Origin of the sequence: Oceanibaculum sp., assembly GCF_022449305.1 — a bacterium.
Taxonomy (GTDB): domain Bacteria; phylum Pseudomonadota; class Alphaproteobacteria; order Oceanibaculales; family Oceanibaculaceae; genus Oceanibaculum; species Oceanibaculum indicum.
Map to the genome: position 1 here is coordinate 32,995 of NZ_JAKUSO010000017.1, position 22,880 is coordinate 55,874.

The window sequence follows — 22,880 nt, forward strand, 5'->3', positions numbered from 1 at the left end:
CGCCGCCGGTCAGTAATGGACGACGGAGCGGATCGACTTGCCCTCATGCATCAGGTCGAAGGCCTCGTTGATCCGGTCCAGTTCCATGGTGTGGGTGACGAAGGGCGCCAGCTCGATCTTGCCCTTCATCGCGTCCTCGACCATGCCGGGCAGCTGGCTGCGGCCCTTCACCCCGCCGAAGGCGGTGCCCATCCAGCGCCGCCCGGTCACCAGCTGGAACGGGCGGGTGGAGATTTCCTGCCCCGCACCGGCAACACCGATAATGACCGACTGGCCCCAGCCGCGATGCGCGCATTCCAGCGCGGCGCGCATGACATTCACATTGCCGATGCACTCGAAGGAATGATCGACGCCCCAGCCCGTCATCTCGACGATGACCTGCTGGATCGGTTTGTCGTGATCCTTCGGATTCACGCAGTCGGTAGCGCCGAACTGCTTTGCCAGCTCGAACTTGCCCGGATTGGTGTCGATGGCGATGATCCGCCCCGCCTTCGCCTGGCGGGCGCCCTGGATGACCGCAAGGCCGATACCGCCCAGCCCGAACACGGCGACCGAATCGCCTTCCTGCACCCTGGCGGTGTTGTGCACCGCGCCGATGCCGGTGGTCACGCCGCAGCCCAGCAGGCAGACCTGCTCGTGATTGGCTTCCGGGTTGTTCTTCGTGAGCGTCACCTGGGCCACCACGGTGTACTCGGTGAAGGTGGTGCAGCCCATATAGTGATAGACCGGCTCGCCCTTGTAGGAGAAGCGCGTGGTGCCGTCCGGCATGACGCCCTTGCCCTGGGTCGCGCGCACGGCGACGCACAAATTGGTCTTGCCCGAGGTGCAGAATTCGCATTTCCCGCATTCGGCGGTGTAGAGCGGGATCACATGGTCGCCCGGCTTCACCGAGGTGACGCCCGCGCCGACCTCCAGCACGATGCCGGCGCCCTCATGCCCCAGCACGCAGGGGAAGAGGCCTTCAGGGTCCTCGCCCGACAGGGTGAAGGCGTCGGTATGGCACACGCCGGTATGGGTTACCTGGATCAGCACCTCGCCCTTCTGTGGCGGGGCGACATCGATCTCGACGATCTCCAGCGGCTTTCCGGGACCGAAGGCGACGGCGGCGCGGGATTTCATGATGCTCTCTCCATCTGGTGGCTGTTGTCGTTGGCGTCTGTGCCGCCGATTCTCATTTCAGGTAACTGCGGACGAGGCCGAGAAGCTCGTGCTGTCGCGTATCCGCCCCTTCCCCAGTATCAGGCCCGGAACCGGGCCCGGACGCGGGAAACTCCTCGCGGATATAGGCCTCCAGAACCTCGGCCATGAGCCCGTTGATGGCGCCGCGCACGGCCGCGATCTGCTGCAGCACCGGCCCGCACGCAGCGCCGGAATCGAGCGCGCGCTCCAACGCCTCGCACTGCCCGCGGATACGGCGGACGCGGGCGAGCACACGCTTCTTCTCTTCCGGATCGTTCGGCATGAATGCCTCAGGCCTGTGGCTTATACTCCCCTATAGTATAGGCCGTGAGGCGCTTGAGGCAACCGCAGCCAGCGACCGGTCCATCGCCCATCCGGGCCAGCCGCTGACCGCCATCGCCTCCGTTTCCGTGCGGTTCTAGTCCGCCTGTTCCGTTGGCTTTGCCTTGTTCAGCGGCTCTGGTGTGGGCTGGTTGCTGTGCAGCCGGTCCAGGCCCGACATGATGTCGCCCTGCACCTGTTCGGACAGGCGTTCGACATCGCGCTGGCGGATATCCTCCGCGGCCTCCTCGATCTCGGATTCGGCACAGCCCAGGACGCGGAGGCCCTCGGCGCCCATCAGATAGGCGGATTCGACCGTCTCCCGGATCTCATACGCCACGCCGGCGCGGATGAGATCGATGGAATGGCCACGATCGTAGCTGCGCACCAGCAGCTTCGCCTGCGGAAACTCGTGCTGCGCCAGCTCCACGATCTGTAACGCGGCCTTCCGGTCATCGATGCAGACCATGATCGCATCGGCCGTGCCGGCACCGGAATGATGCAGCGTGTCGAGCCGGGTGCCGTCGCCGAAGAAGACCTTGAAGCCGAATCGACCGGCATCGCGAATCCGGTCCGGGTCGCGGTCGATGACGGAAAGGCTGACGCCCCGGGACAGCAGCAATTGGGAGGCGATCTGGCCGAAGCGGCCGAAGCCGATCATCAGGATGCGCCCCTTCAGGTCACGGGCGACATCGACACCCTCCATGGAGGGTTCGCTGCGCAGCAGCCGGTCGGCCATGAGCATGAAAAGCGGCGTCATCGCCATGGAGAGGATGACGACAGTGACGAACAGCGCATTTTCCCGCGCATCGATCACGCCGCCGGAGGTCGCGGCGGCATAGAGCACAAAGGCGAATTCGCCGCCTTGCAGGAACATCGATGTCCGGCGCAGCGCCTGATGGTTGGAACTGCCGAACACGCGCGCGACGCCATAGACCATGATGCCCTTGGCGACAGTGAAGGCCGCCAGCATCGCCAGAAGGAGCTGCCATTCCACCGCGACGACCGACAGGTCGAGCGACATGCCGACGGCAAGGAAGAACAGCCCCATCAGCAGGCCGCGAAACGGCTCGATATCGCTTTCGATCTGATGGCGGTAGCTCGAACTCGACAGCATCACACCGGCGAGGAAAGCGCCCATCGCCATCGACAGGCCAACGGCGTCCATCAGCAGCGCCGCCCCCAGAACCACCAGCAGCGCACCAGCGGTCAGCACCTCGCGCGTCCGCGCCCGCGCCAGCAGGGCGAAGAACGGATTCAGCCCCCAGTGCGACACCCCCAGCAACGCCAGCAGCGCGCCGACCGCCAGAAGGGCGTCCATCCATCCCGCCTCGCCCTGTGCCAGCGGCGACAGGAAGGCGACGACGCCCAGCAGCGGCACGATCATCAGATCCTCGAACAGCAGGATCGAGACCGATTTCTGGCCTTCCAGGCTGGCGATTTCGCCGCGGTCCTGCAGCACCGACATGATGACAGCGGTCGAGGACAGGACGAAACCCGCCCCGGCGACAAAGGCCACCTGAGCGGAAAAGCCGAAGATCGCCGCCCCTGTCAGCGCCAGGGCGGCGGTGGCGAGGGCAACCTGGACAAGGCCCAACCCGAAGATCTGGCCGCGCATCGTCCAGAGCTTTTGCGGGCGCAGTTCCAGTCCGATCACGAACAGGAACATCACCACGCCAAGTTCGGAGAAATGCAGGATCGACTGCGCATCGGTGAACAGGCCCAGCACCGAGGGGCCGACCAGCAGGCCGGCGGCGAAATAGCCCAGCACCGATCCGAGGCCGATCCGCCGGAACAAGGGCACGGCGACAACAGCCGCCCCCATCAGGACAACCGCCGGTCCGATGATTTGCCCCAGACTCGCTTCTGCCATCCACCTGCCTTCTGAATGTTGTGCCGGCAACCGTTAGAGACTATGGCCTATTCCGGCAGGTTCGGCGACCGTGCGATTTCCCGGCATTCTCCGGCAGGAAGGGATGGCGAGGGCCGGCCATTTTCCGAAACACCCGCCATCCCCGGCCTGGTTCAGCCTTTTGCCGGCACCGGCGTGTTCAGCAGCTGCTGTTCCCACAGATAGGCGACGCCGCTGCCGGCGGCATGCTGTATCAGGATCTGCGTCAGCTCGGCGGCATGTTCCGTGCGGGCCCAGTCGCGCTGCCACTCCGACGCCACCGCCAGCCAGGTCATCATGTTCGCGCCGGCCCCGATCATGCGCTGGATCGCGACTTCATGAGCCTCGCCCGCGGTGCCCCCCGACGCTTCGTTGACGACCGTCACGTCCCAGCCTTCGCCGAGAGCCTGGATCACCGGCATCGCGACGCAGACCTCCGTCCACAGGCCGGCGATGATCAGCTGCTTGCGGCCCGTCGCCCTGACCGCATCGACGACCTTCTTGTCTTCCCAGGTGTTGATGAAGGTCCGGTCGATCACCTCCTGCCCCGGAAAGACATCGGTGATCTGCGGGAAGATCAGGCCACCGCGCTCGGCGATCACGCTGGTCAGGATGGTGGGCACGCCGAAGGCCTTGGCGGCCTTCGCCAGCGCGGTCGAATTGTTCACCACCATATGCGGGTCATGGCTGTTCAGGTTCGTCAGCTGGTAAGGCTGGTGGTCGATCAGAACGAGGACCGAATCTTCGGGGCGGAGAAGCGAATCGAGGCCATTGCGGAAGGTCATTGCTGCATCCTTGTCGTGCCTGTGTGAAGGGGCGGTCTGCCACATGCACCATGGGCGGCGCCATTAACGGGCCGCACTCTGCTGTTCCTTTAATTCGCAGGCTAGCGCCATAATGCGGCATGCTGTGTCGCAAAAACTGGAACGCATAGTATGGATATGGACGATCTGCGGACCTTTGTCGTTGTGGCCGATGCCGGGGGTGTGTCGGCCGCCGCACGCCGGCTTGGCCTCTCCAAGTCGATCGTCAGCCGGCGGCTGTTCCGGATCGAGGCCGAACTCGGCGTGCAGCTTCTGGCACGGACGACCCGCGGGGCCGCGCTGACCGAAGCGGGGGTTACCTTCAGGGATCATGCGGCCCGGGCCAGTGCGGAGATCGACACGGCCCGGGAGACAATCCTGCCGACCGGCGATCTGCGCGGCCATCTGCGGATCGCCATGCCGCTTTCCTTCGGTCCGACGCATTTCGCCCCGGTGCTTGCCGAGATGGCGCACCGGCATCCCCGGCTGCATATCCACAGCGCCTACAGCGACCGTTTTGTCGATCTGATCGCCGAGGGCTTCGACTGCGCGATCCGGGTTGGCTATCTCCAGGACTCCAACCTGATCGCAAAGCGCATCGGGCCGATCCATGGCAAGCTTGTGGCCAGTCCGGACTATATCGAGAAAAACGGCGCCCCGCAGACGCCGGATGAGTTGGCAAGCCACCAGGCGCTGATGCAGGGAACGGAAAGCTGGCAGTTCCAGGATGGAAACAGGATTGTCACGGTGCAGCCGCAGGGCCGGTTCAAGGCCGACAACGCCACGGCGCTTGCCGGTGCCGCAGCGGCTGGCCTCGGCATTGCCTGGCTGCCCGACTGCATCATCCATGACTATGTGTCCGCCGGCGCCCTCGTTCCGATCATGACACGTTATCCCCCACCGCCCGCCGGCGCCTATGTCGTCCGTCCGCCCGGCCAGCATCCCGCGCGGAAAATACGGGTCCTGACCGAGATGCTGATCAAGCACATGGCCGGCAATCCGGAGATTTGGGGCCTCGACCGCTAACATAGCGTACTGTCCAAACGCTCCATTTCCTTTGACAGGGTTCCGCGTATCCTCCTTCGCCCATCCGATGACGTCGCATTGCAGCATTGAATATTTATCTACCGGACAGCGATACGCCCAGCCTCTAAAGTCCTGGCGTTGAATGGCATTGGCCTGCAAAACCTCGTTGCTGGCTTCGGCTCCCTATCGACCGGACGGTATTAGCCAAAACGCGACCGATGGCATTCGATACAGGAGAGACCCTGCGGATTGGCCACATGCGCCGTACGCCGCCAGACCGATGCGATATGGGCCCAATCCGTGTGAAAACCGGGGAGATTCCGTTGATCCGCAAAAAATTGCCCTTCACCTGCGAAAAGCGGTCAGCCTCAGGTGACCTTGGCGTTGTCGTGACGAACGCGCCGCTCGGCACCGCGGCGGGCAGCGAGATGCTGGCGGCTGGCGGCAATGCCATCGATGCCGCCGTTGCCGCGCTGCTGACGCTCACCGTTGTCGAGCCAATGATGGTGGGGATCGCGGGTGGCGGGATCTCGCACATAAGGCTGAGTGACGGCCGCCATGTGGTGATCGACGCGCTGTCAACGGCGGGGGCAGCGATGCACCCGACGATGTTCACCCCTGTTTCCGACCTTCCCGAGCGATACAGTGACACGCTTGACCGGCGCAATCTCGTCGGGCCATCGGCCGTCGCCGTTCCAGGAAATCTGCGCGGCTGGTGCCTGATGCAGGAAAAGTACGGCAAACTGCCCTTTGCCGACGTGATCGAACCGGCCATACAGGCCGCGAGGCGCGGTTTCACTGTCAGTCACTATCTGAATGGCGCAATCAAAGAGCATGAGGCCGATCTTGCGGCGGATGCCGAGATTGCACGGCTGATGCTGCCGGGCGGCACGCCGGCGGAGCCGGGCAGCCGCATGGTGATGGGAGACTATGCCGAAAGCCTGCGGCAGGTGCAGACGGAAGGCGCATCGGCGCTGTATGGCGGTGCGCTGGGGCGCGCCCTGATCGACCGGCTGCAGACCGGCGGTATGGATGCCGGTGCCCTGACGCTGGAAGACCTTGTTTCCTACAGCGCCATCGAACGCGAGGCGATCTTCGGCACCTATCGCGGGCACACCATCGTCGGTCCGCCGCCGCCGGCCTCATCCGGCGTGCACATCGTGCAGATGCTGAACATGCTGGAGAATTTCGACGTCACCGCCATGGGGTTCGGCAGCGTGGAGTCTCTGGGCCTGCTGGCCGAGGTGATCCGCATCGCCTTCGAGGACCGGCGCACCGCGTCCGGCGACCCCGATTTCGTCGAGGTGCCTGTCGAACGCTACATTTCGAAGGACTATGCCCGCACCTGCCTCCAGAGAATGAAGAAAAGGCCGGTGCCGCACCCCTCGCTTCACGAAAGCCGCGACACCACGCATGTCACGGCGGCCGACCGGGACGGGAATATCGTCGCCGCGACACATACGATAAACAGCCTCTTCGGTGCGCGCATCATGGTGCCCGGCACCGGCATTATCCCCAATAACTACATGCTGAACTACGACCCGCGTCCCGGTAAGGCGATGTCCATCGCCCCTGGCAAACGGGTGCCGACAGCGATGGCGCCGATAATCATCCTGAAAGAGGACCGCCCTGTCTTCGCACTGGGCCTACCGGGCGGGGTACGCATTTTCCCGTCGGCGATGCAGGCCATTGTCAACCTGATCGATCACCGGATGAGCCTGCAGCAGGCCGTCGAGGCACCGCGCCTCTGGACGGAAGGCCACCATATCGAACTGGAACCGGCCTACGCGGATATGGGAGGAGATCTGGCGCAGCGGGGCCGGGAGGTACGCCTCGTCAAGACCGCGGGCGGCGGCATGAACGCCATCGCTTTCGAGAAGGACGGGATGATGACAGGTGCCGCCTGCTGGCGGGCGGACGGCACCGCAATGGCGCAAAGCGGAGGGCTGGCCCGCCCTGGCGTTCGGTTTCGCCTCTGACCATCCGGGCGCGTGGTTTCACGTCCCGACTTGCGAGAAGCGCCAGCCCATCCCGCCACACTCTATTCAGCTGTCAGGTAGTCGTAGGCGGACAGGGCGTGGCACTTCACGACGTGGATGAACTCCTCGATCGGCACATGCTCATCGACGCTGCCCATGCCGCGTGGGGCCGGCCCATAGACGATGGCCGGCACTTCCTTGTAGCGCCACAGCCGCGCATCGGTGCCGCCCAGGCTGATGACCGGCACCGGATCGACGCCTGACACCAGCATGGCGTTGGCGCGCACGATGCGGGCCATCTCGGTGTCCGGGTCGGTCCAGGCCGGCGGGTTATAGACCAGCGTCTTGTAGGTCACCTGCGGATAGGCCTCCAGGATGCGCGCCACTTCCTTGTGAATGTCCTCATCAGTCAGCCCGTTAGGCACCCGGATATCGACCTGGAAGGTGCAGTCGGCGGCGACCATGTTCACCTTCACACCGCCGCTGATGGTGCCGGGATTGACGGTGACGCGGCGCACGATGCGCGCCGCCCCGTCGCCTAACTCGTGATCGATAACCGATGAAGCATCGCGGATCAGCGCCTCCAGATTGCCGAGGTCCGCCGGCTCCATGTCGCTGAGATCTTCCAACTGGGTAATGATACCGACGGCAATCTTGGTGGCACTGGGGCTGGCATGGGTATAGGCGCCGTGTGCACCGGCGGTCTTCACCGTGAATTCCAGCCAGAGCGGCCCCTTCTCGCCAAAACGCAGGGAGCCCCTGCCGCTCGGCTCGCCATTCAGGCAGCAATCGCCAAACACTTCGGGATGGTGATCGGCGAGATAGCGGGCACCCCACGGACCGAAAGTCTCCTCGTCCGAGACTGCGACAAGGGTCAGCCTGCCTTTCAGCTTCTCGCGCAGCCGGTTGAGATAGATGTAGGTGAAGAGGGAGGCGGTGGTGCCGCACTTCATGTCGGCCGCGCCCCGCCCGTAGATTTTGCCATCGCGGATTTCGGCCCCCCAGGGCTCGGCAGTCCAGCCGGCATCGCTTTCCACCGGAAACACATCGATATGGCCGTTCAGCGCCAGATGCCGGCCGGGCGATCCGCCTTCGAAGCTGGCGACAATGTTCGGCATCACCTTGTTCGGGTCGATCACCCTGTAGTCCAGCCCGTTCCCGGTCAGCGCTTCCATCACATGAGCGGCGGCCTCCAACGTGTCGCCGGGCGGATTCGGGCTGCGGCGGCGGATGAATTCGCACAGAAAGGCGACCAGCTTGTCGCGGTCGGCCTCGATCCAGTCGATGAGCTGCTGCTTGTCGTCGCCGGTGGATGCGGACATGGGAAATACCTTTCCGATAGAGCGGATATGACGAGAAAGTCCGGCGCCGCCCGGAGACGGCGCCGGCAGTCAGGGGCTGGAATTATTTCTTCACTTCGGTGGCCGGGCCGAACGGCACCATCACCACCTTGTCGACATAGCGGCCGGTGCCGCCATACGGCTCCGCCATCTTCTCCCAGCGGCCGGTCAGCAGCATGAAGTCGATGGCCGTGTTCAGGAACCGCAGCATGTCGTCATTGCCGCGCTTCACCGCCCAGGCGATGGGCAGCACATTATAGGGCTGGTCGCCGAACAGGTCAGTCACGCCCGGCTGCGCGGAGGCGAAGCGGCGGGCCTGCCAGGCATCCTCAATGCCGACATCGGCGCGGCCGGAGGCCACCTCGATGAAGGGCGCGGTCAGATTGCCGGTGGCAAGCTGGACCATTTCCGCCTTGGGGAAGTTCTCGCGCACATATTCCTGGCCTGCGCCGCCCTGCACGACAGCAATCTTGATGCCTTCCTGGTTGAAGTCGGCCAGCGACTTGAAGCGCTCGTCGCCCTTCTTCACCACGGCGCTGTAGCCGAGATAATGGATCGGGTTGGTGAACTCGACCGCCGCGGCGCGCTTGATGGTGGCGAAGGTGCCGGCCATCGAGAAGTCGAACTGGCCGGACTGCAGGCCGGCGGCAAAGTTCGCCCAGGTGGTCTCGACGAATTCGATCTCGACGCCGATCTGGTCGAACATGTAGCGTACACCCTCGACATAGAACCCCTTGATCTCGCCGCTGGCGGGGTCCTTGATCGTGCCGGGCGGCGACGGGATATAGCCGACCTTGACCTTCTTGTCCTTCAGGATGCGGTCCATCATCTGCGCCTTGGCGTCCGTCAGGGCCGCCGTGCCGGCCAGGGCGATGGCGACTATTCCTGTCGCCAGGGCTAATCTGCGAAATGTTGTCCGAAACATTGGTGCCTCCGTGCGTTTGAGCATTGGATTCCGCCGATGGTCAGTACCCCCTGGTCAGATCGACCACGTTTTTTAGTTTCCGCCCGCCCAGCAGGCGGTCGATGTTGCGGAAGACGAGTTCAAGCGTCTTTTCCGCGTACAACTCCGCATCGTCAGATGAGCAATGCGGGGTCAGGATCATCCTGGGCACACCCCAGAGCGGGCTGTCCGCCGGCAGCGGCTCAGGCGAGAACACATCGAGGATGGCGCCCGACAGCCGGCCGGATTCCAGCACCTGGCTGAGCGCCGCGTAATCGACCAGATGGGCGCGGGCCATGTTCACCAGCCCGGCCGTGTCCTTCATCAGCGCCAGCTCCGCCGCACCGATCAGGTGCTTCGTCTCCTCGACGGCGGGGGCGGTGACGACCACGAAATCAGCCAGCGGCAGGAATTCCGCCAGCCGGTCAGGCGTGCCCATCTTGTGAACATAGCGGCTGGCCTTGCCGCTGCGCCTGATGCCCAGCACGGTCAGCCCGTTGCGGTGGGCATAGCGCGCCACCTCCGCCCCCATATGGCCGACGCCGACCACCAGCAGGACCTTACCGGCGCTGACCGAGGCGAAGGCCCGGTCCCATTTCCGGGCAGCCTGCGAATTGATGAGCTGCGGCATGCGGTTGTTCAGCATGAGCACCGACATGAAGGCAAACTCGCCGGCCTTCTCGCCATGCACCCCGCTGTTGTTGGTCAGTTTCGCGCCGGGCGGCAGCCAGTCGAAGGGGCGCAGATGGTCGAGCCCCGCCCCGGTGATATGAACCAGCGCCAGATTGTCTGCCCGGCCGCGCACCGCCATGCGGTCGAACTCCCAGCCGACCATGACCTCGGCGGTCTCGACATTCTCCGCGAATTTCGCGCCATCGAAGCTCAGCACCGGGTCGATCCTCGCCGCGATCTCCGGCAGGCGCGCGGCGACACGGGCATAGCGTTCCGGCGTGATGTGGAACACCTCCGGCTGGCGCGTCAGCGATTCGACGTACAGCCGGACCCTTCGGCCCTCTTTCACGGCTTTTGGCATCACAGCACCTGGTCCAGCACCCAATTGTCGATGTCGAGCACCAGCGGCTCGCGGTAGGAGAACCGCCCGGGCAGCGCGAAGGGGCTTTCCAGCCCGCGCTGCTGCAACTCGCAGGCGACGTTGTCCTCCTCGGTGGTGATGTCCCAGCGGCGGTAGTAGTTGCGGACCGAGTCCTCGAAATCCTTGCGCGCCAGATTGTTCTTCGGGAACAGCGCGCCATGGATCAGCTTCATCCGCCGCGGCCCCAGCGGGTGGATCTCCAGATACCAGGCGCAGTCGATGGTGCAGGCGAGGTAGGTGCTGGGATAGATCAGCGGCGCCGTGGTGCCGCCGCGCAGGTCGCCCATCAGGGTGGAGATGATGGGAAAGCCCTTGTCGCCCTTCAGTAGCGCCATCGAGCCTTCATGCATGGAGAAGGTGGAGCAGTAATTGCCCGCCGTGTCCTGCACCCGGTAGCCCGCCGACTTGGCCGAGGCGTAGCGGTTGATCGTGTTCCGGTGGACCGTGCCGATGTGGTACGCCTCTTTAGCGTTCTCGACATAGATCTTCCAGTTGCAATCGATGGTGTATTCGGTGCGCCGGACGCAGACCATATCCTCGAAATTGTAGGGGGCGACCCTGTCGATGAAGTCGCCCAGATAGGTCGCGAGGTCCGGCGCGTCCGGATCGAAATTCACGAAGATGAAGCCGCCCCAGCTTTCGAGCCGCACCTCGATCAGCCCGTATTCGGCGGGGTCGAAATTGGCGGTCTTTTCCATCGACGGCGCGCTCAGCAGCCGCCCGTCCAGCCCGAAGGCCCAGGAATGGTAGGGGCACTTGAAGGCGCGGCACCGCCCCTCGCCCATCGCGATCAGCGCGCCGCGATGCCGACAACTGTTGGCGAAGGCGCGCACCTTGCCGTCGTCGCCGCGCACGATGATGAGCGGGATGCCGACGAACTCCAGCGTGAAATAATCGCCCGGATTGGGGATGCGGTCGGCGCGGCCGATGAAGTTCCAGACCTTCAGGAAGATGCGTTCCACCTCGCGCTGGTAGAACCGGTCACTGGTGTAGCACCAGGGCGGCAGCGTTTCGGCCTCGGCCAGCGGCTTGCGCACATTGGCGTAGAGGGCGGGGTCGAACAGGTCCTGCGGTTCCTTGTTCAGGATCATCGGACCGTCTCCTTCTCGTCGGAATTTGAATAGACCACGCAGCGGATCGGCGTCGGGTCGTAGCCGGCCGCCGGATTGAACATCTGCGGGCAGTTGGACAGCACGACCAGCACATCGGTCTCGGCGCGCAGCACGATGTAGTCGCCCGGCCGGGAGCGGCTGTCGCTGATCGCCATGGCGCCGTCCGGCAGCACCGGCACGGCCATGAAGAAATTGATGTTCGCCACGATGTCGCGCTTGCCGAGGCCGTGGCGCGCAAGCTGGTCCAGGAAATTGTCCCGGCAGTTCGCCTCCCCCGGCTTGCCATAGCGCGCGAGATTGCTCTCCCGGCTGCAGCAGCCGCCGATGGTGTCGTGGAATCCCACCGTGTCCTCGACGATGGTCAGCAGCACACGCCCCATATCGGAATAGAGCCGGCTACCTGTCGTCAGGAAGATCGATCCGGCGATCTTCATCGTGTCGGCGGCGTTGTAGCGCTCCTCCGGCCGGTCCGCGGCATAGGCGAGGAAATCCACCGCCTGGGCGCCGCGCAGATCGACGATCTTCAGATGCTGCCCGGCGGCCATCCGGCAGGACCAGCCGGTCTTCGGCGCGACCACCTCGTCGAGATGCACGACCTCATCCATCTCAGTGCACTACCCGGCGCAGAAAGTCGGCGGTGCGCGCCTGGCGCGGGCTGCCGAAGATCACTTCCGGCCGGTCAATCTCGACCACCACGCCCTCATCCATCATCATCACCCGGTCGGAGACCTCGCGGGCGAAGGACATCTCATGGGTGACGATCACCATCGTCATGCCGGCGGTGGCGAGGTTCTTCATCACGTCCAGCACCTCGCCCACCAGTTCCGGGTCAAGGGCGCTGGTCGGCTCGTCGAACAGCATCACCTCCGGCTGCATGGCAAGCGCCCGCGCGATGCCGACGCGCTGCTGCTGGCCGCCGGACAGCTTGCTCGGATACTGCTCCGCCTTTTCCGAGAGGCCGACCTGGGCGAGCAGGTCGAGCGCCATCGCCCGCACCTCCCCGCGCGGCTTCTTCTGCACGATGACCGGGCCTTCCATGACGTTCTCCAGCACGGTCTTGTGCGGGAACAGGTTGAAGCTCTGGAACACCATGCCCATCCGGGTACGCATCGCCGCGATCGAGCCGGCCCCGGCCCGCAGCCGCTTGCCCGCCGTCTCGCGGTAGCCCACCAGCTTGCCGTCGAAGCGCACATCACCTTCCTGATATTCCTCCAGGAAATTCAGGCAGCGCAGGAAGGTGCTCTTGCCCGACCCGGACGGGCCGATGACGGAGAACACCTCGCCCTTGGCGATGTCCACGTCGATGCCGCGCAGTACATGCAGCGGGCCGTAATATTTGTGCAGGTTCCTGACCTCGATCATCGCGCCCTCAAGAATTGGTCTTCCAGTACCGCTCCAGCCGCTGCGACAGCAGGATGATCGGGTAGATCAGCACGGCGAAGGCGAGCGCCAGCACGTTGTAGATCTCCAGCGGGCGGTAGGTGTTGTTGATCAGGTTATTGGCCTCGTGCAGCAGCTCGTACACGGCCAGCACGGAGCCCAGCGTGGTCAGCTTGATCAGCGTGGCGAACTCGTTGATGAAGGGCGGCACCATGCGGCGCACCGCCTGCGGCAGGATGATCCGCCACATCGCCTGGCCATAGCCCATGCCGATGGAGCGCGCGGCGTCCCACTGGCCCTTGTCGATGGAGGCGATGCCGGCGCGGAAGATTTCCGCGAAATAGGCCGCCGCATGCAAGCCAAGGCCGACCGACACCGAGGCGATGCCGCTCATCTGCAGGCCGGTCAGGATCGGCAGGGAATAGTAGATCCACACCAGCTGGACCAGCACCGGCGTTGCCCGGAAGAATTCGATATAGACCGCCGCCGGCCAGCGCAGGATCACGATGTTGCTGGACCGGAACAGGCCGAACAGCAGGCCGAGCGAGACGCCGATCAGCGTCGAATAGAGGGTAAGCAGCGCGGTGATCCCCGCCCCGCGCACGAAGACCAGCCGGTAGTCCCAGACGACGCCGAAATGCCAGACATAATCCATGATGCGTCCTCAGGCCGGGTCAAGCACCTGGTCCAGCACCCAATTGTCGATGGCGTGCACCAGGGGTTCGAGATGGGAGAAGCGACCCTCGCGGTAGAGCGGCGAGCTGAGTCCGCGCTGCTGCAGTTCGGAAATCTCGTTATCCTCGGGGATGGAGACGTCCCAGCGCCGGTAGTAGCGGGTGACGATCTCCTCGAAATCCGGCCGCGCCACAACATCCTTCGGGAAGGCGGAACCGACGATCAGCCGCATGCGGTCGGCGGCGATGGGGTGGATTTCCAGCCACCACATGCAGTCGATGGTCGCGCCGAACATGGTGCTTGGATAGATCAGCGGGTAATGCGTGCCAGCGGCGGCCGGGCCGGTCAGGCTGGGGATCTGCGGGAAGCCGGTCTCACCGGCCAGCAGCGCGCGGCTGCCGGTATGTTCCTTGAACAGCCCCACCCACTCACCCCTGGTCTCGATGGGCTGGGCGGTCGGCCCCTTCTGGCGCTGCAGGGTCGATTTATGCACATAGGGGACGTGGTACGCCTCCATGGCATTCTCGACATAGATCTTCCAGTTGCAGTTCAGCTCGTACTCGACGCGCCGGACACAGACCATCTCCTCGTAATTATAGGAGGCCAGCCGCTCCGGCAGATCGCCCAGGAAGCTCATCAGATCGGGAGCGTCCTTGTCGAAATTCACAAAGATGAAGCCGCCCCAGCTTTCCAGCCGCACCTCGATCAGCCCGTAATCGGCGGGGTCGAAATTGGCGGTCTTCTCCATCGAAGGTGCGCCCAGCAGCGTGCCGTCCAGTGCGAAGGCCCAGGAATGGTAGGGGCACTTGAAGGCCCGGCAATTGCCCTCGCCCAGCGCCACGATGGAACCGCGGTGCCGGCAGCTGTTGGCGAAGGCCCGCACTTTGCCGTCATCGCCACGCGCAATGATGAGCGGGATGCCAGCGAAGGTCAGCGTGAAATAATCGCCCGGATTGGGGATGCGGTCGGCGCGGCCGAGGAAATTCCAGACCTTCAGGAAGATGCGCTCCACCTCGCGCTTGTAGAAGCGTTCGCTGGTGTAGCACCAGGCCGGCAGCGTCTCTGCCTGATCCAGCGGGCGGCGCATCGCCTTGTAATGATCCGGGGAGAACATGTCGGCCGGTTCGGACAGGCCGATGGCAGAGTTGGACAGGGTGGCCGCTTCGATCATCCGTTTGACTCCTCGCTTTGACGCGCCGCACGGGGGCTTTCCGCCCGCCCGGATCAGGCTGGGGATCAGGCTGGTTCGACGATGAAGTGAATGTCGGCGGGGGTGCCGTGATTGATCTGGATGATGTCCTGCGGACAGGCCGACATGACGACGATCACGTCCATTTCGGCACGCAGCAGCACATGGTCGCCAGCCTTGGAGACGGTCGGCAGAAATTCGGTCTTACCGCCTTCCGTGATCGGGATGTTCATCCAGAGATTCAGCGGCTGCGGCACTTCTGGCACGGTCAGCCCAATGGCCGCCATCGCCATGCGCAGATTGTCCGAGCAATTATCGTGATAGCCGGCCACGTCCAGGATGCGGTAGCGGTAGAGGTCGCACGCCGCATAGATCGTGTCGTGGATGCCGGGCGATGTATCTTCCAGGAACTGCAGGATCGGCCGGCGGCGGTTTGAGCCGAGCGGATCGCCGGCAACCGGATTGACCCGGCTGATCATTACCCGACCATGCTCCCAGGACATGAATTCCTGCAGGTTGGCCTGGCTGAAGGCCCAGGTATCGCAGACCTGCGTGCCATGCGTGTTGACGATGCGGATGGTCTGCCCCCTGGCGACCCTCACAGCACGCCCTTCGCGTGCCGGCACCGTATAACGCCGCCCCAATACTGGCGTTCCGTCACTGGATATCGGATTATTCAGGGTGGCGTTAGTACCCAGCCACTCACTGTTCAGTAGTTGTACTTCTTCTGTCTTGCACATTACAGCGCAAACCCCACAATTATTAAGGGTTGAATGACGCTGCCGGCTACGACTTCCCTGAAATCCTGTTTTCTTTGTTGACAAGATTGACGCATCAGGATGCGCTTAAAGAAAATATCTTTCTTTCAAACCTTACATAAGTTTTCCTCAAACAAGCTGTCGGGCAGCCATGCGTCTCGCCAACACCGACATCCGCGCGCTCCATGTCTTTCAGGCCATCGTTGAGCATGGCGGCTTTGCCGGTGCCGAAATCTCGCTCGGCCTCACCCAGTCGGCGCTGAGCCTGCACCTGAAGAAACTGGAGGAGCGGCTGGGCTTCACCCTGTGCCAGCGCGGCCGGCGCGGTTTCCAGCTGACCGACCGCGGCGCCGTCGTCTATCGCCAGGCCCGGCTGATCCTGGCGGAGCTGGACAGTTTCGAGGAAAGCCTCAGCGAACTGCGCCGCCGGGTCACCGGCAAGCTGCGCATCGGGCTGGTGGACAATACCGTCTCCAACTACGACTTCCCGATATCAGAGGCTATTTCGGCCTTCCTGAAGAAGATGCCGGAGGCGGAGATCGAGGTGGTGGTGGACATTCCGGAGCATCTGGAGACGGAGGTGGCGAACAACAATCTCCACCTGGCGCTGGGGCCGATCATCTATCACCGTGAGGGGCTGCAATACCGGCAGTTCTATGTCGAGAAACACTCGCTCTATTGCGGCCGCCGGCATCCGCTGTTCCTGCACCCCGACGACGAGCCAAAGCTGTCTATGCTGCGCCAGCATCCACTGGTGGTGCGCAGCTATGGCGGCGACGAGGAGCTGGGTGTCATCAAGAACGCCCTCGTCGGCTCCCGTGTGTCCAGCATGGAAGCCGCCGCGCACCTGATCCTGAGTGGGAGCTTCATCGGCTTCCTGCCCGATCATTACGCCCGGCGCTGGCTGCAGGTCGGCGAGATGCGCAACCTGTCCGGCAGCGACCTGGCGCTGCACACCGCATTCTTCATTATAACCAGGAGCAGCCGGCAGAAGCAGCCGCTGCGCGACAAGTTCATGCAGGAGCTGGTCGCCATCCTGAACCGCCGGCTGCATGAGGGATAAGCTGCGGCGGGTATCCTGACAACACCCGGCCAGCCGCTAACCGAACAGCTCCAGCATCAGCCCGGCATACCAGCCGGTGAATCCTCGTAATTCGCGCGGCGCGTCGCGGCATCGTCTTCGAGGGTGGAGATGTCACTGGCGGTCTGTTCGATCCTGTCCGGTCCCGGCTGGAAGCGGCCTGTCTGCTTCAAATATCTGACCCCGATAAGCGGTCGTTTCGATAACCGGCCGATGGCGGCCCCTAAGGTCGGATGAAGAGCCGCCATCGCCGTCAGATTTCTGTCCCCCGAGAAGGCGAGCGCGTCTTCCATGTTCACGCCTGGATAGCGTACGGTCTTCGATCTAGGTATGCCTGAAAACAGCCGTGCAGGGCCCTCCATTTACTCGCCCGTCACCAGCCGGTAGCCGACGCCGATCTCGTTCACAATCAACCTGGGATCGGTGGCATCGTCGCCCAGCTTCTGGCGGAGATGGCCGATATAGACGCGCAGATATTGCGTATCGCTGAGATGCGCCGGTCCCCAGACATCCCGCAGCAGGTGGTCATGCGTCAGCACCCTGCCGGCATGGATGACCAGCAGGCGCAACAGCTCGAACTCCTTGCGGCTGAGCTTCACCACTTGTCCCGCGCGCGTGACCTGATGGGCCGCCAGATCGACTTCAAGGTCACCAATCCGGTGTACCGCCTGAACAGCACCGTCCTCGGCCGGGCGGCTGCGCAGGGCGGCCCGCAGCCGAGCCATGAACTCGGCGATGCCGAAGGGCTTGGTGATGTAGTCGTTGGCGCCGCTGTCCAGCGCCGCCACTTTCTCCGCCTCCGCCGCGCGGACCGACAATACGATGATCGGCACCGGCGACCAGTCGCGGATGCGGCCCACCACTTCCTGCCCGTCGATGTCCGGCAGGCCGAGGTCGAGCACCACCAGGTCGGGCGTCCGGGTGGCACACAGGTCGATACCTTGCTTGCCGGTTTCCGCCTCAATGACCTCGAACCCATTGGCCTCCAGGCTAATGCGCAGGAACTTCCGGATCTGCGGCTCGTCATCGATGACGAGGATACGGGCAATGCCGCTCATGCCGCCTCTCCCGCCTCGGCCTGCATCGGCGATACCGGAAGCGTCACGGCGATCGCCGCCCCCACGCCATCTGCACCGTCCTCCACCCGGATGGAACCGCCATGCGCCTCAACAATACCCCGGCAGATGGCGAGGCCCAGGCCGGTGCCCGCCTTCTCCCGGTCGCCGCTGCGAACCCGGTAGAACATGTCGAACACCGCCTCGCGGTCGGCCGGCGGAATGCCGGGCCCGCGGTCGCAGACGCGCACCTCCACCGCCCCATCCTTCGGCAGCGCGGTAACCGAAATCGGCGTCCCCGGCGGCGCGTATTTCGCGGCATTGTCCAAGAGATTGACCATCACCTGTTCCATCAGCACGGCATCGACATGAAGCAGCGGCAGCTCCTCCGCGAAGTCAACCGACAGCTGAAAAGCAGCCAGCGGCTTTTTCAGCCGTTCCCGCGCGCGACCGATAACGTCGCGCAGGTCCACCCAGTCGCGCTTCGGCATCAGGGCACCATAGCCCAGCCGCGTCATGTCGAGCAGGTTCTGCACGAAACGGTTCAGCCGCTCTGCCTCGTCCTGGATGGTTTCCAGCAATTCGCCGCGCTGCGCCGGGGGGATGCGCTCGCCATAGGCCTGCAGGCTGCTCGCCGAGCCGATGATCGACACCAGCGGCGTGCGCAGATCGTGCGAGATGGAGGACAGCAGGGCGGCGCGCAGGCTTTCCGTCTCCGTCAGCAGGCGCTTTTCCTCGATGTCGCGGGCAAGGTTGGTGCGTTCCACAGCCAGCGCCGCCTGATCGACGACGGCGGACAGCGCCGGGATGATGGCGAAATATTTCGCCACATCGTTGGCGATGGAGAAGGTAGTCAGCGCGCCCCGGCTGATCAGCATCTGCTTGCCGACCATGACGACCTCGATCAGCTTGGTCGGGTCGCTGTCGAGATCGATCAGGTTACCGGCCTCCTTCGCCGCCGGCGTGCCGTCATTCATCGCCACGCCGATATCCGCCTGGGCCAGTGCCGGCGCGTCGTTGGAACCGTCGCCGCACATCGCGACCAGCCGGCCCTCGGCCTGTTCGTTGCGGATCAGCTCCAGCTTCTTCTCCGGCGTGGCTTCCGCCAGGAAGTCGTCAACCCCGGCCTCCGCGGCGATGGCAGCCGCCGTCAACGGATTGTCGCCGGTGACCATGACGGTGCGGATGCCCATCTCGCGCAGTTCGGCAAAACGCTCCCGGATGCCGGGCTTCACCACATCCTTCAGATGGATGACACCGACGGGCTTACGGTCGACTGACACCAGCAGCGGCGTACCGCCGGAGCGGGCGACCCGGTCAACCGCGTTCAGCAGCTCGCGCGGTGCCTTTTGGGAGCCGCCATCGCCGAAGGCATCCGCCAGCACCGCATCGGCGGCGCCCTTTCGGATGCGGCGCCCGTCCGGCAGATCGACGCCGCTCATCCGGGTTTGCGCGGTAAAGGGGACGAAGACCGCATCCGCTTCGGCGGCGAGGTCCAGCCCATACTGCCGGCGCGCCAGCTCGACAATGGAGCGGCCCTCCGCCGTCTCGTCGGCCAGCGAGGCAAGCATGGCCATTTCCGCCAGACTGCGCTCCGAGGTGCCGGCCGCCGGCAGGAAGCCATCGGCCATGCGGTTGCCGAAGGTGATGGTGCCGGTCTTGTCCAGCAGCAGCACATCGACATCGCCCGCCGCCTCGACCGCCCGGCCCGACTTGGCAATCACATTCGCCTTCACCAGCCGGTCCATGCCGGCAATGCCGATGGCCGACAGCAGCCCGCCGATGGTCGTCGGGATAAGGGTCACCAGCAGCGCCACCAGGAAAGAGACCGGGATCAGCGCGCCCGAGTAATGAGCGAAGAATTCCAGGCTACCGACCACGATCAGGAAGATCAGCGACATGCCGACCAGCAGGATGGTGAGCGCGATCTCGTTCGGCGTCTTCTGCCGCTGCGCGCCCTCGACCAGGCCGATCATGCGGTCGAGGAAGCTTTCGCCCGGCTTCTGCGTCACGCGCATGACGACCCAGTCGGAGACTACCCGGGTGCCGCCGGTGACGGCGGACCGGTCGCCGCCGCTCTCGCGGATCACCGGCGCGCTCTCGCCGGTGATGGCGCTTTCGTCCACGGAAGCGATGCCATCCACCACCTCGCCATCGGCCGGTACAATGTCGCCTGTCTCGACCAGCAGCAGATCGCCTTGGGCGAGGCTGCGGCTGGAAACCTCCTGATACTCCCGGTCGCCGGAACTTTTCACCCGCTTTGCAATAGTCTCGCGTTGGGTGGCGCGCAGCGTGTCAGCGCGTGCCTTGCCCCGGCCTTCGGCCACCGCCTCGGCGAAGTTGGCGAACAGCACGGTCAGCCACAGCCAGAAGGATAGCAGGGCGAACAGGCCGGTATTCGCGGATCCGCCAGCGGCGATATCGATACCCAGCAGTAGGGTTGACAGCGCGGCCACAACGGCGGTGACGAACATCACCGGATTACGGATCAGCGTACGCGGGTCCAGCTTCGTCAGCGCGGCCATGGCGGCGGCGCGGACCAGACTCCCGTCGAGCAGCGGCGCTTCCTTGTTTGCGATCATGATGTCTCTCCTCAGCCGAAGATCGCCTTGGCGACCGCTGGCATGGTGTCCGCAACGGACAGTACCCGGATCGCCATCAGGGCAAGCAGGACCGCCGTCATGCCCAGGGCGAAGCCAGTGAGGCGAAGCACCGGACCGAGGTACGGACGGATATTCGGGCGGGCGAGGGACACGGTCGGATAATGATGGCCAATGACGGACATCTTCCTATCTCCTTCAAATCAGAATTTGGTGCCGGCGAGCATCGCCAGGTGCTCGGCCACCGGGCCGAGGGCGAGCGCCGGAAAGAAGGTCAGGCCGCCGACGATGAGGATCGTCCCGACCAGCAGGCCGACGAACAGCGGGCCATGGGTCGGAAAGGTGCCTGTGGACGCGGGAACGGCCTTCTTCGCCGCCAGGCTGCCGGCAACCGCCAGCATCGCCGCGATGAAAGCGTAGCGCCCCAGGATCATGGCGAGGCCAAGCATCACGTTCTGGTAGGGCGTGTCGGCGCCGAAGCCGGCGAAGGCGGACCCGTTATTGCCGGTGGCCGAGGAGTAGGCGTAGAGGATTTCGCTCAGGCCATGCGGCCCGGCATCCTGCACCGAGGCCAGCGCCACCGGCAGCACGGCGGCCAGCGCGCCGAAGCCCAGGATGCCCACCGGCATCGAGAGCATGCCGAGCACCGCCAGCTTCACCTCACGCGCCTCGATCTTCTTGCCGAGATATTCTGGCGTGCGGCCGACCATCAGCCCGGCGATGAACACCGCCAGCACGACAAACAGCAGCATGCCGTAGAGGCCGGCGCCGACGCCGCCATAGATGATCTCGCCCAGCTGGATGTTCAGCAGCAGCACCAGCCCGCCCAGCGGCGTGAAGCTGTCATGCATGGCGTTGACCGAGCCGTTCGAGGCCGCCGTGGTGGAGACCGCCCAGAGCACGGAGTTGACGACGCCGAAGCGCGTTTCCTTGCCCTCCATATTGCCGGCCGCCTGATCCACCGGCAGCGATGCCAGCAGCGGATTGCCCTGCATCTCGGCCCAGTAGGTAACGGCAAGGCCGGCCAGGAACAGCACGCCCATAGCGGCGAAGATCGCCCAACCCTGCCGCTTGTCACCGACCATATGGCCGTAGGTCAGCGCGAGACCGGCGGGGATCGCCAGGATCGCCACCATCTGGATCAGGTTGGAGATCGGCGTCGGATTCTCGTAGGGGTGGGCGGAATTTACGCTGAAGAAGCCGCCGCCATTGGTGCCCAACTGCTTGATCGCGATCTGCGAAGCGGCCGGACCCTGCGCCAGGGTCTGCTGCGCGCCTTCCAGGGTGGCGGCATCGACATAGGAGGCCAGATTCTGCGGCACGCCCTGCCAGACCAGCGCCAGCGCCACCAGGATCGACAGTGGCAGCAGGATGTAGAGCACGCCGCGCGTCAGATCGACGGTGAAATTGCCCAGCGTCCGGGCCTGCCGGCGGGCAATACCGCGGGTGATTGCCACCGCGACGGCGATGCCGGTGGCGGCGCTGACGAAGTTCTGCACCGCCAGCCCGGCCATCTGGCTGAAATAGCTGAGCGTCGATTCGCCGCCATAGGCCTGCCAGTTGGTGTTGGTCACGAAGCTGATCGCCGTATTGAAGGCGAGATCCCAGTCCAACCCGGCCATGCCGGCCGGGTTCCAGGGCAGCCAGTGCTGGGTCAGCAGAATCGCGAACAGCAGCGCGAAGCCGGCCAGGTTGAACAGCAGCACGCCACCGAGATAGCGGCCCCAGGATTGTTCCTCGACCGGGTCCGTGCCACAGGCCGCATAGATCGCGCGCTCGGCCGGCGCCAGAAAGCCGACCCGGCCCTCGAACACGCGCGCCATGTAGGCGCCCAGAAACGGCGCGATGGCCAGGATCAGCGCCAGGAACAGCAGGATCTGCAGAAGATCAGTGGGAGACATGATTCCGCCTCCCCTAGAAACGCTCTGGGCGCATCAGCGCGTACAGCAGATAGGCCAGCAACCCCGCAAGGATCGCCGCCCCGGCAAGAAATTCGAGAAGCATGGTTTGACTCCGCTGTGAAATGTCAGCGCAGCCAATGTCGGGCTAATCCGCGTAAACCTTCGATGCGGGATATCGGCGGGACGCGTAAAAACGGCGTAAAGGGGCGGCTGGGGAGTCCCTGCTTCCATGGCGCTTCCACGGCTCCTGGTGCGCTCCGAACGCCAGACATAACGAAGACGCCGCCAAGTCACTGACTTAGCGGCGTTTTTGTTGGTTGCGGGGGCAGGATTTACCGCTTGTTCGCTTTGCTCCTGCGCGTTGCCTTCGGGGCTGCGTTTCACGCCGCCCCTGCGGCCGAACCGGCAGGTTCATTCACGGACCCCACCGATCAACAAAAAAGCCTCCCGTATGGGAGGCTATTTTGTTGGTTGCGGGGGCCCGTTACGTCTTTTGTTATAACTTGAGGCCTGTTTTGGGTTTTGGGCCCGGAAACGATGTCGAGGATGTTCAT

Annotated in this window: 23 protein-coding genes; 4 read left to right on the plus strand and 19 right to left on the minus strand. The window is 64.4% G+C overall.

All coding sequences use genetic code 11. The features are described 5' to 3' along the window. Nucleotides 1–9: 9 nt before the first annotated feature. Nucleotides 10–1,119, minus strand: coding sequence for an S-(hydroxymethyl)glutathione dehydrogenase/class III alcohol dehydrogenase (locus tag MK313_RS07585; RefSeq protein ID WP_287780704.1), 1,110 nt, complete (start codon nucleotides 1,117–1,119; stop codon nucleotides 10–12). A 52-nt stretch (nucleotides 1,120–1,171) separates the two neighbouring features. Continuing rightward, the gene (locus MK313_RS07590; protein ID WP_287780705.1) at nucleotides 1,172–1,462 is read right to left on the minus strand and encodes a metal-sensing transcriptional repressor; all 291 of its coding nucleotides are present in this window, start codon (nucleotides 1,460–1,462) and stop codon (nucleotides 1,172–1,174) included. Between MK313_RS07590 and MK313_RS07595 the strand changes: the two genes are divergently transcribed. Beyond that, complete coding sequence (locus tag MK313_RS07595) at nucleotides 1,461–1,601, plus strand: hypothetical protein (RefSeq protein WP_287780706.1); 141 nt, start codon at nucleotides 1,461–1,463, stop codon at nucleotides 1,599–1,601. The two genes, MK313_RS07590 and MK313_RS07595, sit on opposite strands and share 2 nt — an antisense overlap. On the opposite strand, the gene MK313_RS07600 is transcribed toward MK313_RS07595, so the two are convergent. Next, on the minus strand, nucleotides 1,598–3,373 hold the full coding sequence (locus MK313_RS07600; RefSeq protein ID WP_287780707.1) for a monovalent cation:proton antiporter-2 (CPA2) family protein: 1,776 nt from the start codon (nucleotides 3,371–3,373) through the stop codon (nucleotides 1,598–1,600). The two genes, MK313_RS07595 and MK313_RS07600, sit on opposite strands and share 4 nt — an antisense overlap. A 152-nt stretch (nucleotides 3,374–3,525) precedes the next feature. After that, nucleotides 3,526–4,176: a hydrolase gene (locus MK313_RS07605; RefSeq protein WP_287780708.1), complete on the minus strand. Its 651-nt coding sequence runs from the start codon at nucleotides 4,174–4,176 to the stop codon at nucleotides 3,526–3,528. A gap of 150 nt (nucleotides 4,177–4,326) precedes the next feature. Here MK313_RS07605 and MK313_RS07610 point away from each other — a divergent pair, with 150 nt between their 5' ends. Further along, nucleotides 4,327–5,220: a LysR family transcriptional regulator gene (locus MK313_RS07610; RefSeq protein ID WP_287780709.1), complete on the plus strand. Its 894-nt coding sequence runs from the start codon at nucleotides 4,327–4,329 to the stop codon at nucleotides 5,218–5,220. A gap of 323 nt (nucleotides 5,221–5,543) precedes the next feature. Continuing rightward, on the plus strand, nucleotides 5,544–7,199 hold the full coding sequence (ggt, locus tag MK313_RS07615) for a gamma-glutamyltransferase (RefSeq protein WP_287780710.1): 1,656 nt from the start codon (nucleotides 5,544–5,546) through the stop codon (nucleotides 7,197–7,199). 62 nt (nucleotides 7,200–7,261) lie between these two features. On the opposite strand, the gene MK313_RS07620 is transcribed toward ggt, so the two are convergent. The 9 genes from MK313_RS07620 to MK313_RS07660 all read right to left on the minus strand — a co-directional run bounded on the left by MK313_RS07620 (nucleotide 7,262) and on the right by MK313_RS07660 (nucleotide 15,671). Then, nucleotides 7,262–8,521: a M20/M25/M40 family metallo-hydrolase gene (locus tag MK313_RS07620; protein WP_287780711.1), complete on the minus strand. Its 1,260-nt coding sequence runs from the start codon at nucleotides 8,519–8,521 to the stop codon at nucleotides 7,262–7,264. An 82-nt stretch (nucleotides 8,522–8,603) separates the two neighbouring features. Beyond that, a complete protein-coding gene (locus tag MK313_RS07625) occupies nucleotides 8,604–9,464 on the minus strand; it encodes a substrate-binding periplasmic protein (protein ID WP_287780712.1) in 861 nt (286 codons plus the stop codon). A 40-nt stretch (nucleotides 9,465–9,504) separates the two neighbouring features. Continuing rightward, entirely contained in the window at nucleotides 9,505–10,515 is a 1,011-nt protein-coding gene (locus MK313_RS07630; protein ID WP_121219269.1) for a D-2-hydroxyacid dehydrogenase, read from the minus strand. After that, on the minus strand, nucleotides 10,515–11,666 hold the full coding sequence (locus MK313_RS07635; RefSeq protein ID WP_287780713.1) for an aromatic ring-hydroxylating oxygenase subunit alpha: 1,152 nt from the start codon (nucleotides 11,664–11,666) through the stop codon (nucleotides 10,515–10,517). The genes MK313_RS07630 and MK313_RS07635 overlap by 1 nt, the downstream gene beginning before the upstream one ends. Continuing rightward, entirely contained in the window at nucleotides 11,663–12,292 is a 630-nt protein-coding gene (locus tag MK313_RS07640) for a DUF1989 domain-containing protein (RefSeq protein ID WP_287780714.1), read from the minus strand. The genes MK313_RS07635 and MK313_RS07640 overlap by 4 nt, the downstream gene beginning before the upstream one ends. 1 nt (nucleotide 12,293) lies before the next feature. Further along, on the minus strand, nucleotides 12,294–13,049 hold the full coding sequence (locus tag MK313_RS07645; RefSeq protein WP_287780715.1) for an amino acid ABC transporter ATP-binding protein: 756 nt from the start codon (nucleotides 13,047–13,049) through the stop codon (nucleotides 12,294–12,296). Nucleotides 13,050–13,056: 7 nt separating this feature from the next. Further along, nucleotides 13,057–13,722: an amino acid ABC transporter permease gene (locus MK313_RS07650; RefSeq protein ID WP_287780716.1), complete on the minus strand. Its 666-nt coding sequence runs from the start codon at nucleotides 13,720–13,722 to the stop codon at nucleotides 13,057–13,059. 9 nt (nucleotides 13,723–13,731) lie between these two features. After that, the gene (locus tag MK313_RS07655) at nucleotides 13,732–14,913 is read right to left on the minus strand and encodes an aromatic ring-hydroxylating oxygenase subunit alpha (RefSeq protein ID WP_287780717.1); all 1,182 of its coding nucleotides are present in this window, start codon (nucleotides 14,911–14,913) and stop codon (nucleotides 13,732–13,734) included. Between the two features lie 65 nt (nucleotides 14,914–14,978). Then, the gene (locus MK313_RS07660; RefSeq protein WP_287780718.1) at nucleotides 14,979–15,671 is read right to left on the minus strand and encodes an urea carboxylase-associated family protein; all 693 of its coding nucleotides are present in this window, start codon (nucleotides 15,669–15,671) and stop codon (nucleotides 14,979–14,981) included. A gap of 169 nt (nucleotides 15,672–15,840) precedes the next feature. Between MK313_RS07660 and MK313_RS07665 the strand changes: the two genes are divergently transcribed. Beyond that, the gene (locus MK313_RS07665; RefSeq protein ID WP_287780719.1) at nucleotides 15,841–16,752 is read left to right on the plus strand and encodes a LysR family transcriptional regulator; all 912 of its coding nucleotides are present in this window, start codon (nucleotides 15,841–15,843) and stop codon (nucleotides 16,750–16,752) included. A gap of 56 nt (nucleotides 16,753–16,808) precedes the next feature. Here the strand turns inward: MK313_RS07665 and MK313_RS07670 are convergent, their stop codons facing one another. The 6 genes from MK313_RS07670 to kdpF form a co-directional block, all read right to left on the minus strand. Next, complete coding sequence (locus tag MK313_RS07670) at nucleotides 16,809–17,063, minus strand: hypothetical protein (protein ID WP_287780720.1); 255 nt, start codon at nucleotides 17,061–17,063, stop codon at nucleotides 16,809–16,811. Between the two features lie 69 nt (nucleotides 17,064–17,132). Then, the gene (locus MK313_RS07675; RefSeq protein WP_287780721.1) at nucleotides 17,133–17,828 is read right to left on the minus strand and encodes a response regulator; all 696 of its coding nucleotides are present in this window, start codon (nucleotides 17,826–17,828) and stop codon (nucleotides 17,133–17,135) included. Then, nucleotides 17,825–20,407 carry a potassium-transporting ATPase subunit KdpB gene (kdpB, locus tag MK313_RS07685; protein ID WP_416054114.1) on the minus strand — a complete coding sequence of 861 codons (2,583 nt, stop codon included), beginning with the start codon at nucleotides 20,405–20,407 and terminating at the stop codon, nucleotides 17,825–17,827. Before kdpB ends, MK313_RS07675 begins: the two co-directional genes overlap by 4 nt. An 11-nt stretch (nucleotides 20,408–20,418) precedes the next feature. Then, nucleotides 20,419–20,610, minus strand: coding sequence for a hypothetical protein (locus MK313_RS07690; protein WP_121219244.1), 192 nt, complete (start codon nucleotides 20,608–20,610; stop codon nucleotides 20,419–20,421). Nucleotides 20,611–20,628: 18 nt separating this feature from the next. After that, on the minus strand, nucleotides 20,629–22,326 hold the full coding sequence (gene kdpA / locus MK313_RS07695; protein ID WP_287780722.1) for a potassium-transporting ATPase subunit KdpA: 1,698 nt from the start codon (nucleotides 22,324–22,326) through the stop codon (nucleotides 20,629–20,631). Nucleotides 22,327–22,339: 13 nt separating this feature from the next. Then, on the minus strand, nucleotides 22,340–22,429 hold the full coding sequence (gene kdpF / locus MK313_RS07700; protein ID WP_121219240.1) for a K(+)-transporting ATPase subunit F: 90 nt from the start codon (nucleotides 22,427–22,429) through the stop codon (nucleotides 22,340–22,342). Nucleotides 22,430–22,880 lie beyond the last annotated feature (451 nt).

Excerpts from the sequence above, each read along its gene's own strand:
- MK313_RS07625 (WP_287780712.1), bottom strand. The coding sequence starts at position 9,464 with ATGTTTCGGACAACATTTCGCAGATTAGCCCTGGCGACAGGAATAGTC.
- MK313_RS07585 (WP_287780704.1), bottom strand. The coding sequence starts at position 1,119 with ATGAAATCCCGCGCCGCCGTCGCCTTCGGTCCCGGAAAGCCGCTGGAG.
- MK313_RS07595 (WP_287780706.1), top strand. The coding sequence starts at position 1,461 with ATGAATGCCTCAGGCCTGTGGCTTATACTCCCCTATAGTATAGGCCGT.
- MK313_RS07670 (WP_287780720.1), bottom strand. The coding sequence starts at position 17,063 with ATGGAAGACGCGCTCGCCTTCTCGGGGGACAGAAATCTGACGGCGATG.
- MK313_RS07620 (WP_287780711.1), bottom strand. The coding sequence starts at position 8,521 with ATGTCCGCATCCACCGGCGACGACAAGCAGCAGCTCATCGACTGGATC.
- MK313_RS07605 (WP_287780708.1), bottom strand. The coding sequence starts at position 4,176 with ATGACCTTCCGCAATGGCCTCGATTCGCTTCTCCGCCCCGAAGATTCG.
- kdpA (WP_287780722.1), bottom strand. The coding sequence starts at position 22,326 with ATGTCTCCCACTGATCTTCTGCAGATCCTGCTGTTCCTGGCGCTGATC.
- MK313_RS07655 (WP_287780717.1), bottom strand. The coding sequence starts at position 14,913 with ATGATCGAAGCGGCCACCCTGTCCAACTCTGCCATCGGCCTGTCCGAA.
- MK313_RS07675 (WP_287780721.1), bottom strand. The coding sequence starts at position 17,828 with ATGAGCGGCATTGCCCGTATCCTCGTCATCGATGACGAGCCGCAGATC.
- MK313_RS07600 (WP_287780707.1), bottom strand. The coding sequence starts at position 3,373 with ATGGCAGAAGCGAGTCTGGGGCAAATCATCGGACCGGCGGTTGTCCTG.
- MK313_RS07645 (WP_287780715.1), bottom strand. The coding sequence starts at position 13,049 with ATGATCGAGGTCAGGAACCTGCACAAATATTACGGCCCGCTGCATGTA.
- MK313_RS07650 (WP_287780716.1), bottom strand. The coding sequence starts at position 13,722 with ATGGATTATGTCTGGCATTTCGGCGTCGTCTGGGACTACCGGCTGGTC.
- kdpF (WP_121219240.1), bottom strand. The coding sequence starts at position 22,429 with ATGCTTCTCGAATTTCTTGCCGGGGCGGCGATCCTTGCGGGGTTGCTG.
- kdpB (WP_416054114.1), bottom strand. The coding sequence starts at position 20,407 with ATGATCGCAAACAAGGAAGCGCCGCTGCTCGACGGGAGTCTGGTCCGC.
- MK313_RS07665 (WP_287780719.1), top strand. The coding sequence starts at position 15,841 with ATGCGTCTCGCCAACACCGACATCCGCGCGCTCCATGTCTTTCAGGCC.
- MK313_RS07630 (WP_121219269.1), bottom strand. The coding sequence starts at position 10,515 with ATGCCAAAAGCCGTGAAAGAGGGCCGAAGGGTCCGGCTGTACGTCGAA.
- MK313_RS07690 (WP_121219244.1), bottom strand. The coding sequence starts at position 20,610 with ATGTCCGTCATTGGCCATCATTATCCGACCGTGTCCCTCGCCCGCCCG.
- MK313_RS07635 (WP_287780713.1), bottom strand. The coding sequence starts at position 11,666 with ATGATCCTGAACAAGGAACCGCAGGACCTGTTCGACCCCGCCCTCTAC.
- MK313_RS07660 (WP_287780718.1), bottom strand. The coding sequence starts at position 15,671 with ATGTGCAAGACAGAAGAAGTACAACTACTGAACAGTGAGTGGCTGGGT.
- MK313_RS07590 (WP_287780705.1), bottom strand. The coding sequence starts at position 1,462 with ATGCCGAACGATCCGGAAGAGAAGAAGCGTGTGCTCGCCCGCGTCCGC.
- MK313_RS07640 (WP_287780714.1), bottom strand. The coding sequence starts at position 12,292 with ATGGATGAGGTCGTGCATCTCGACGAGGTGGTCGCGCCGAAGACCGGC.
- MK313_RS07610 (WP_287780709.1), top strand. The coding sequence starts at position 4,327 with ATGGATATGGACGATCTGCGGACCTTTGTCGTTGTGGCCGATGCCGGG.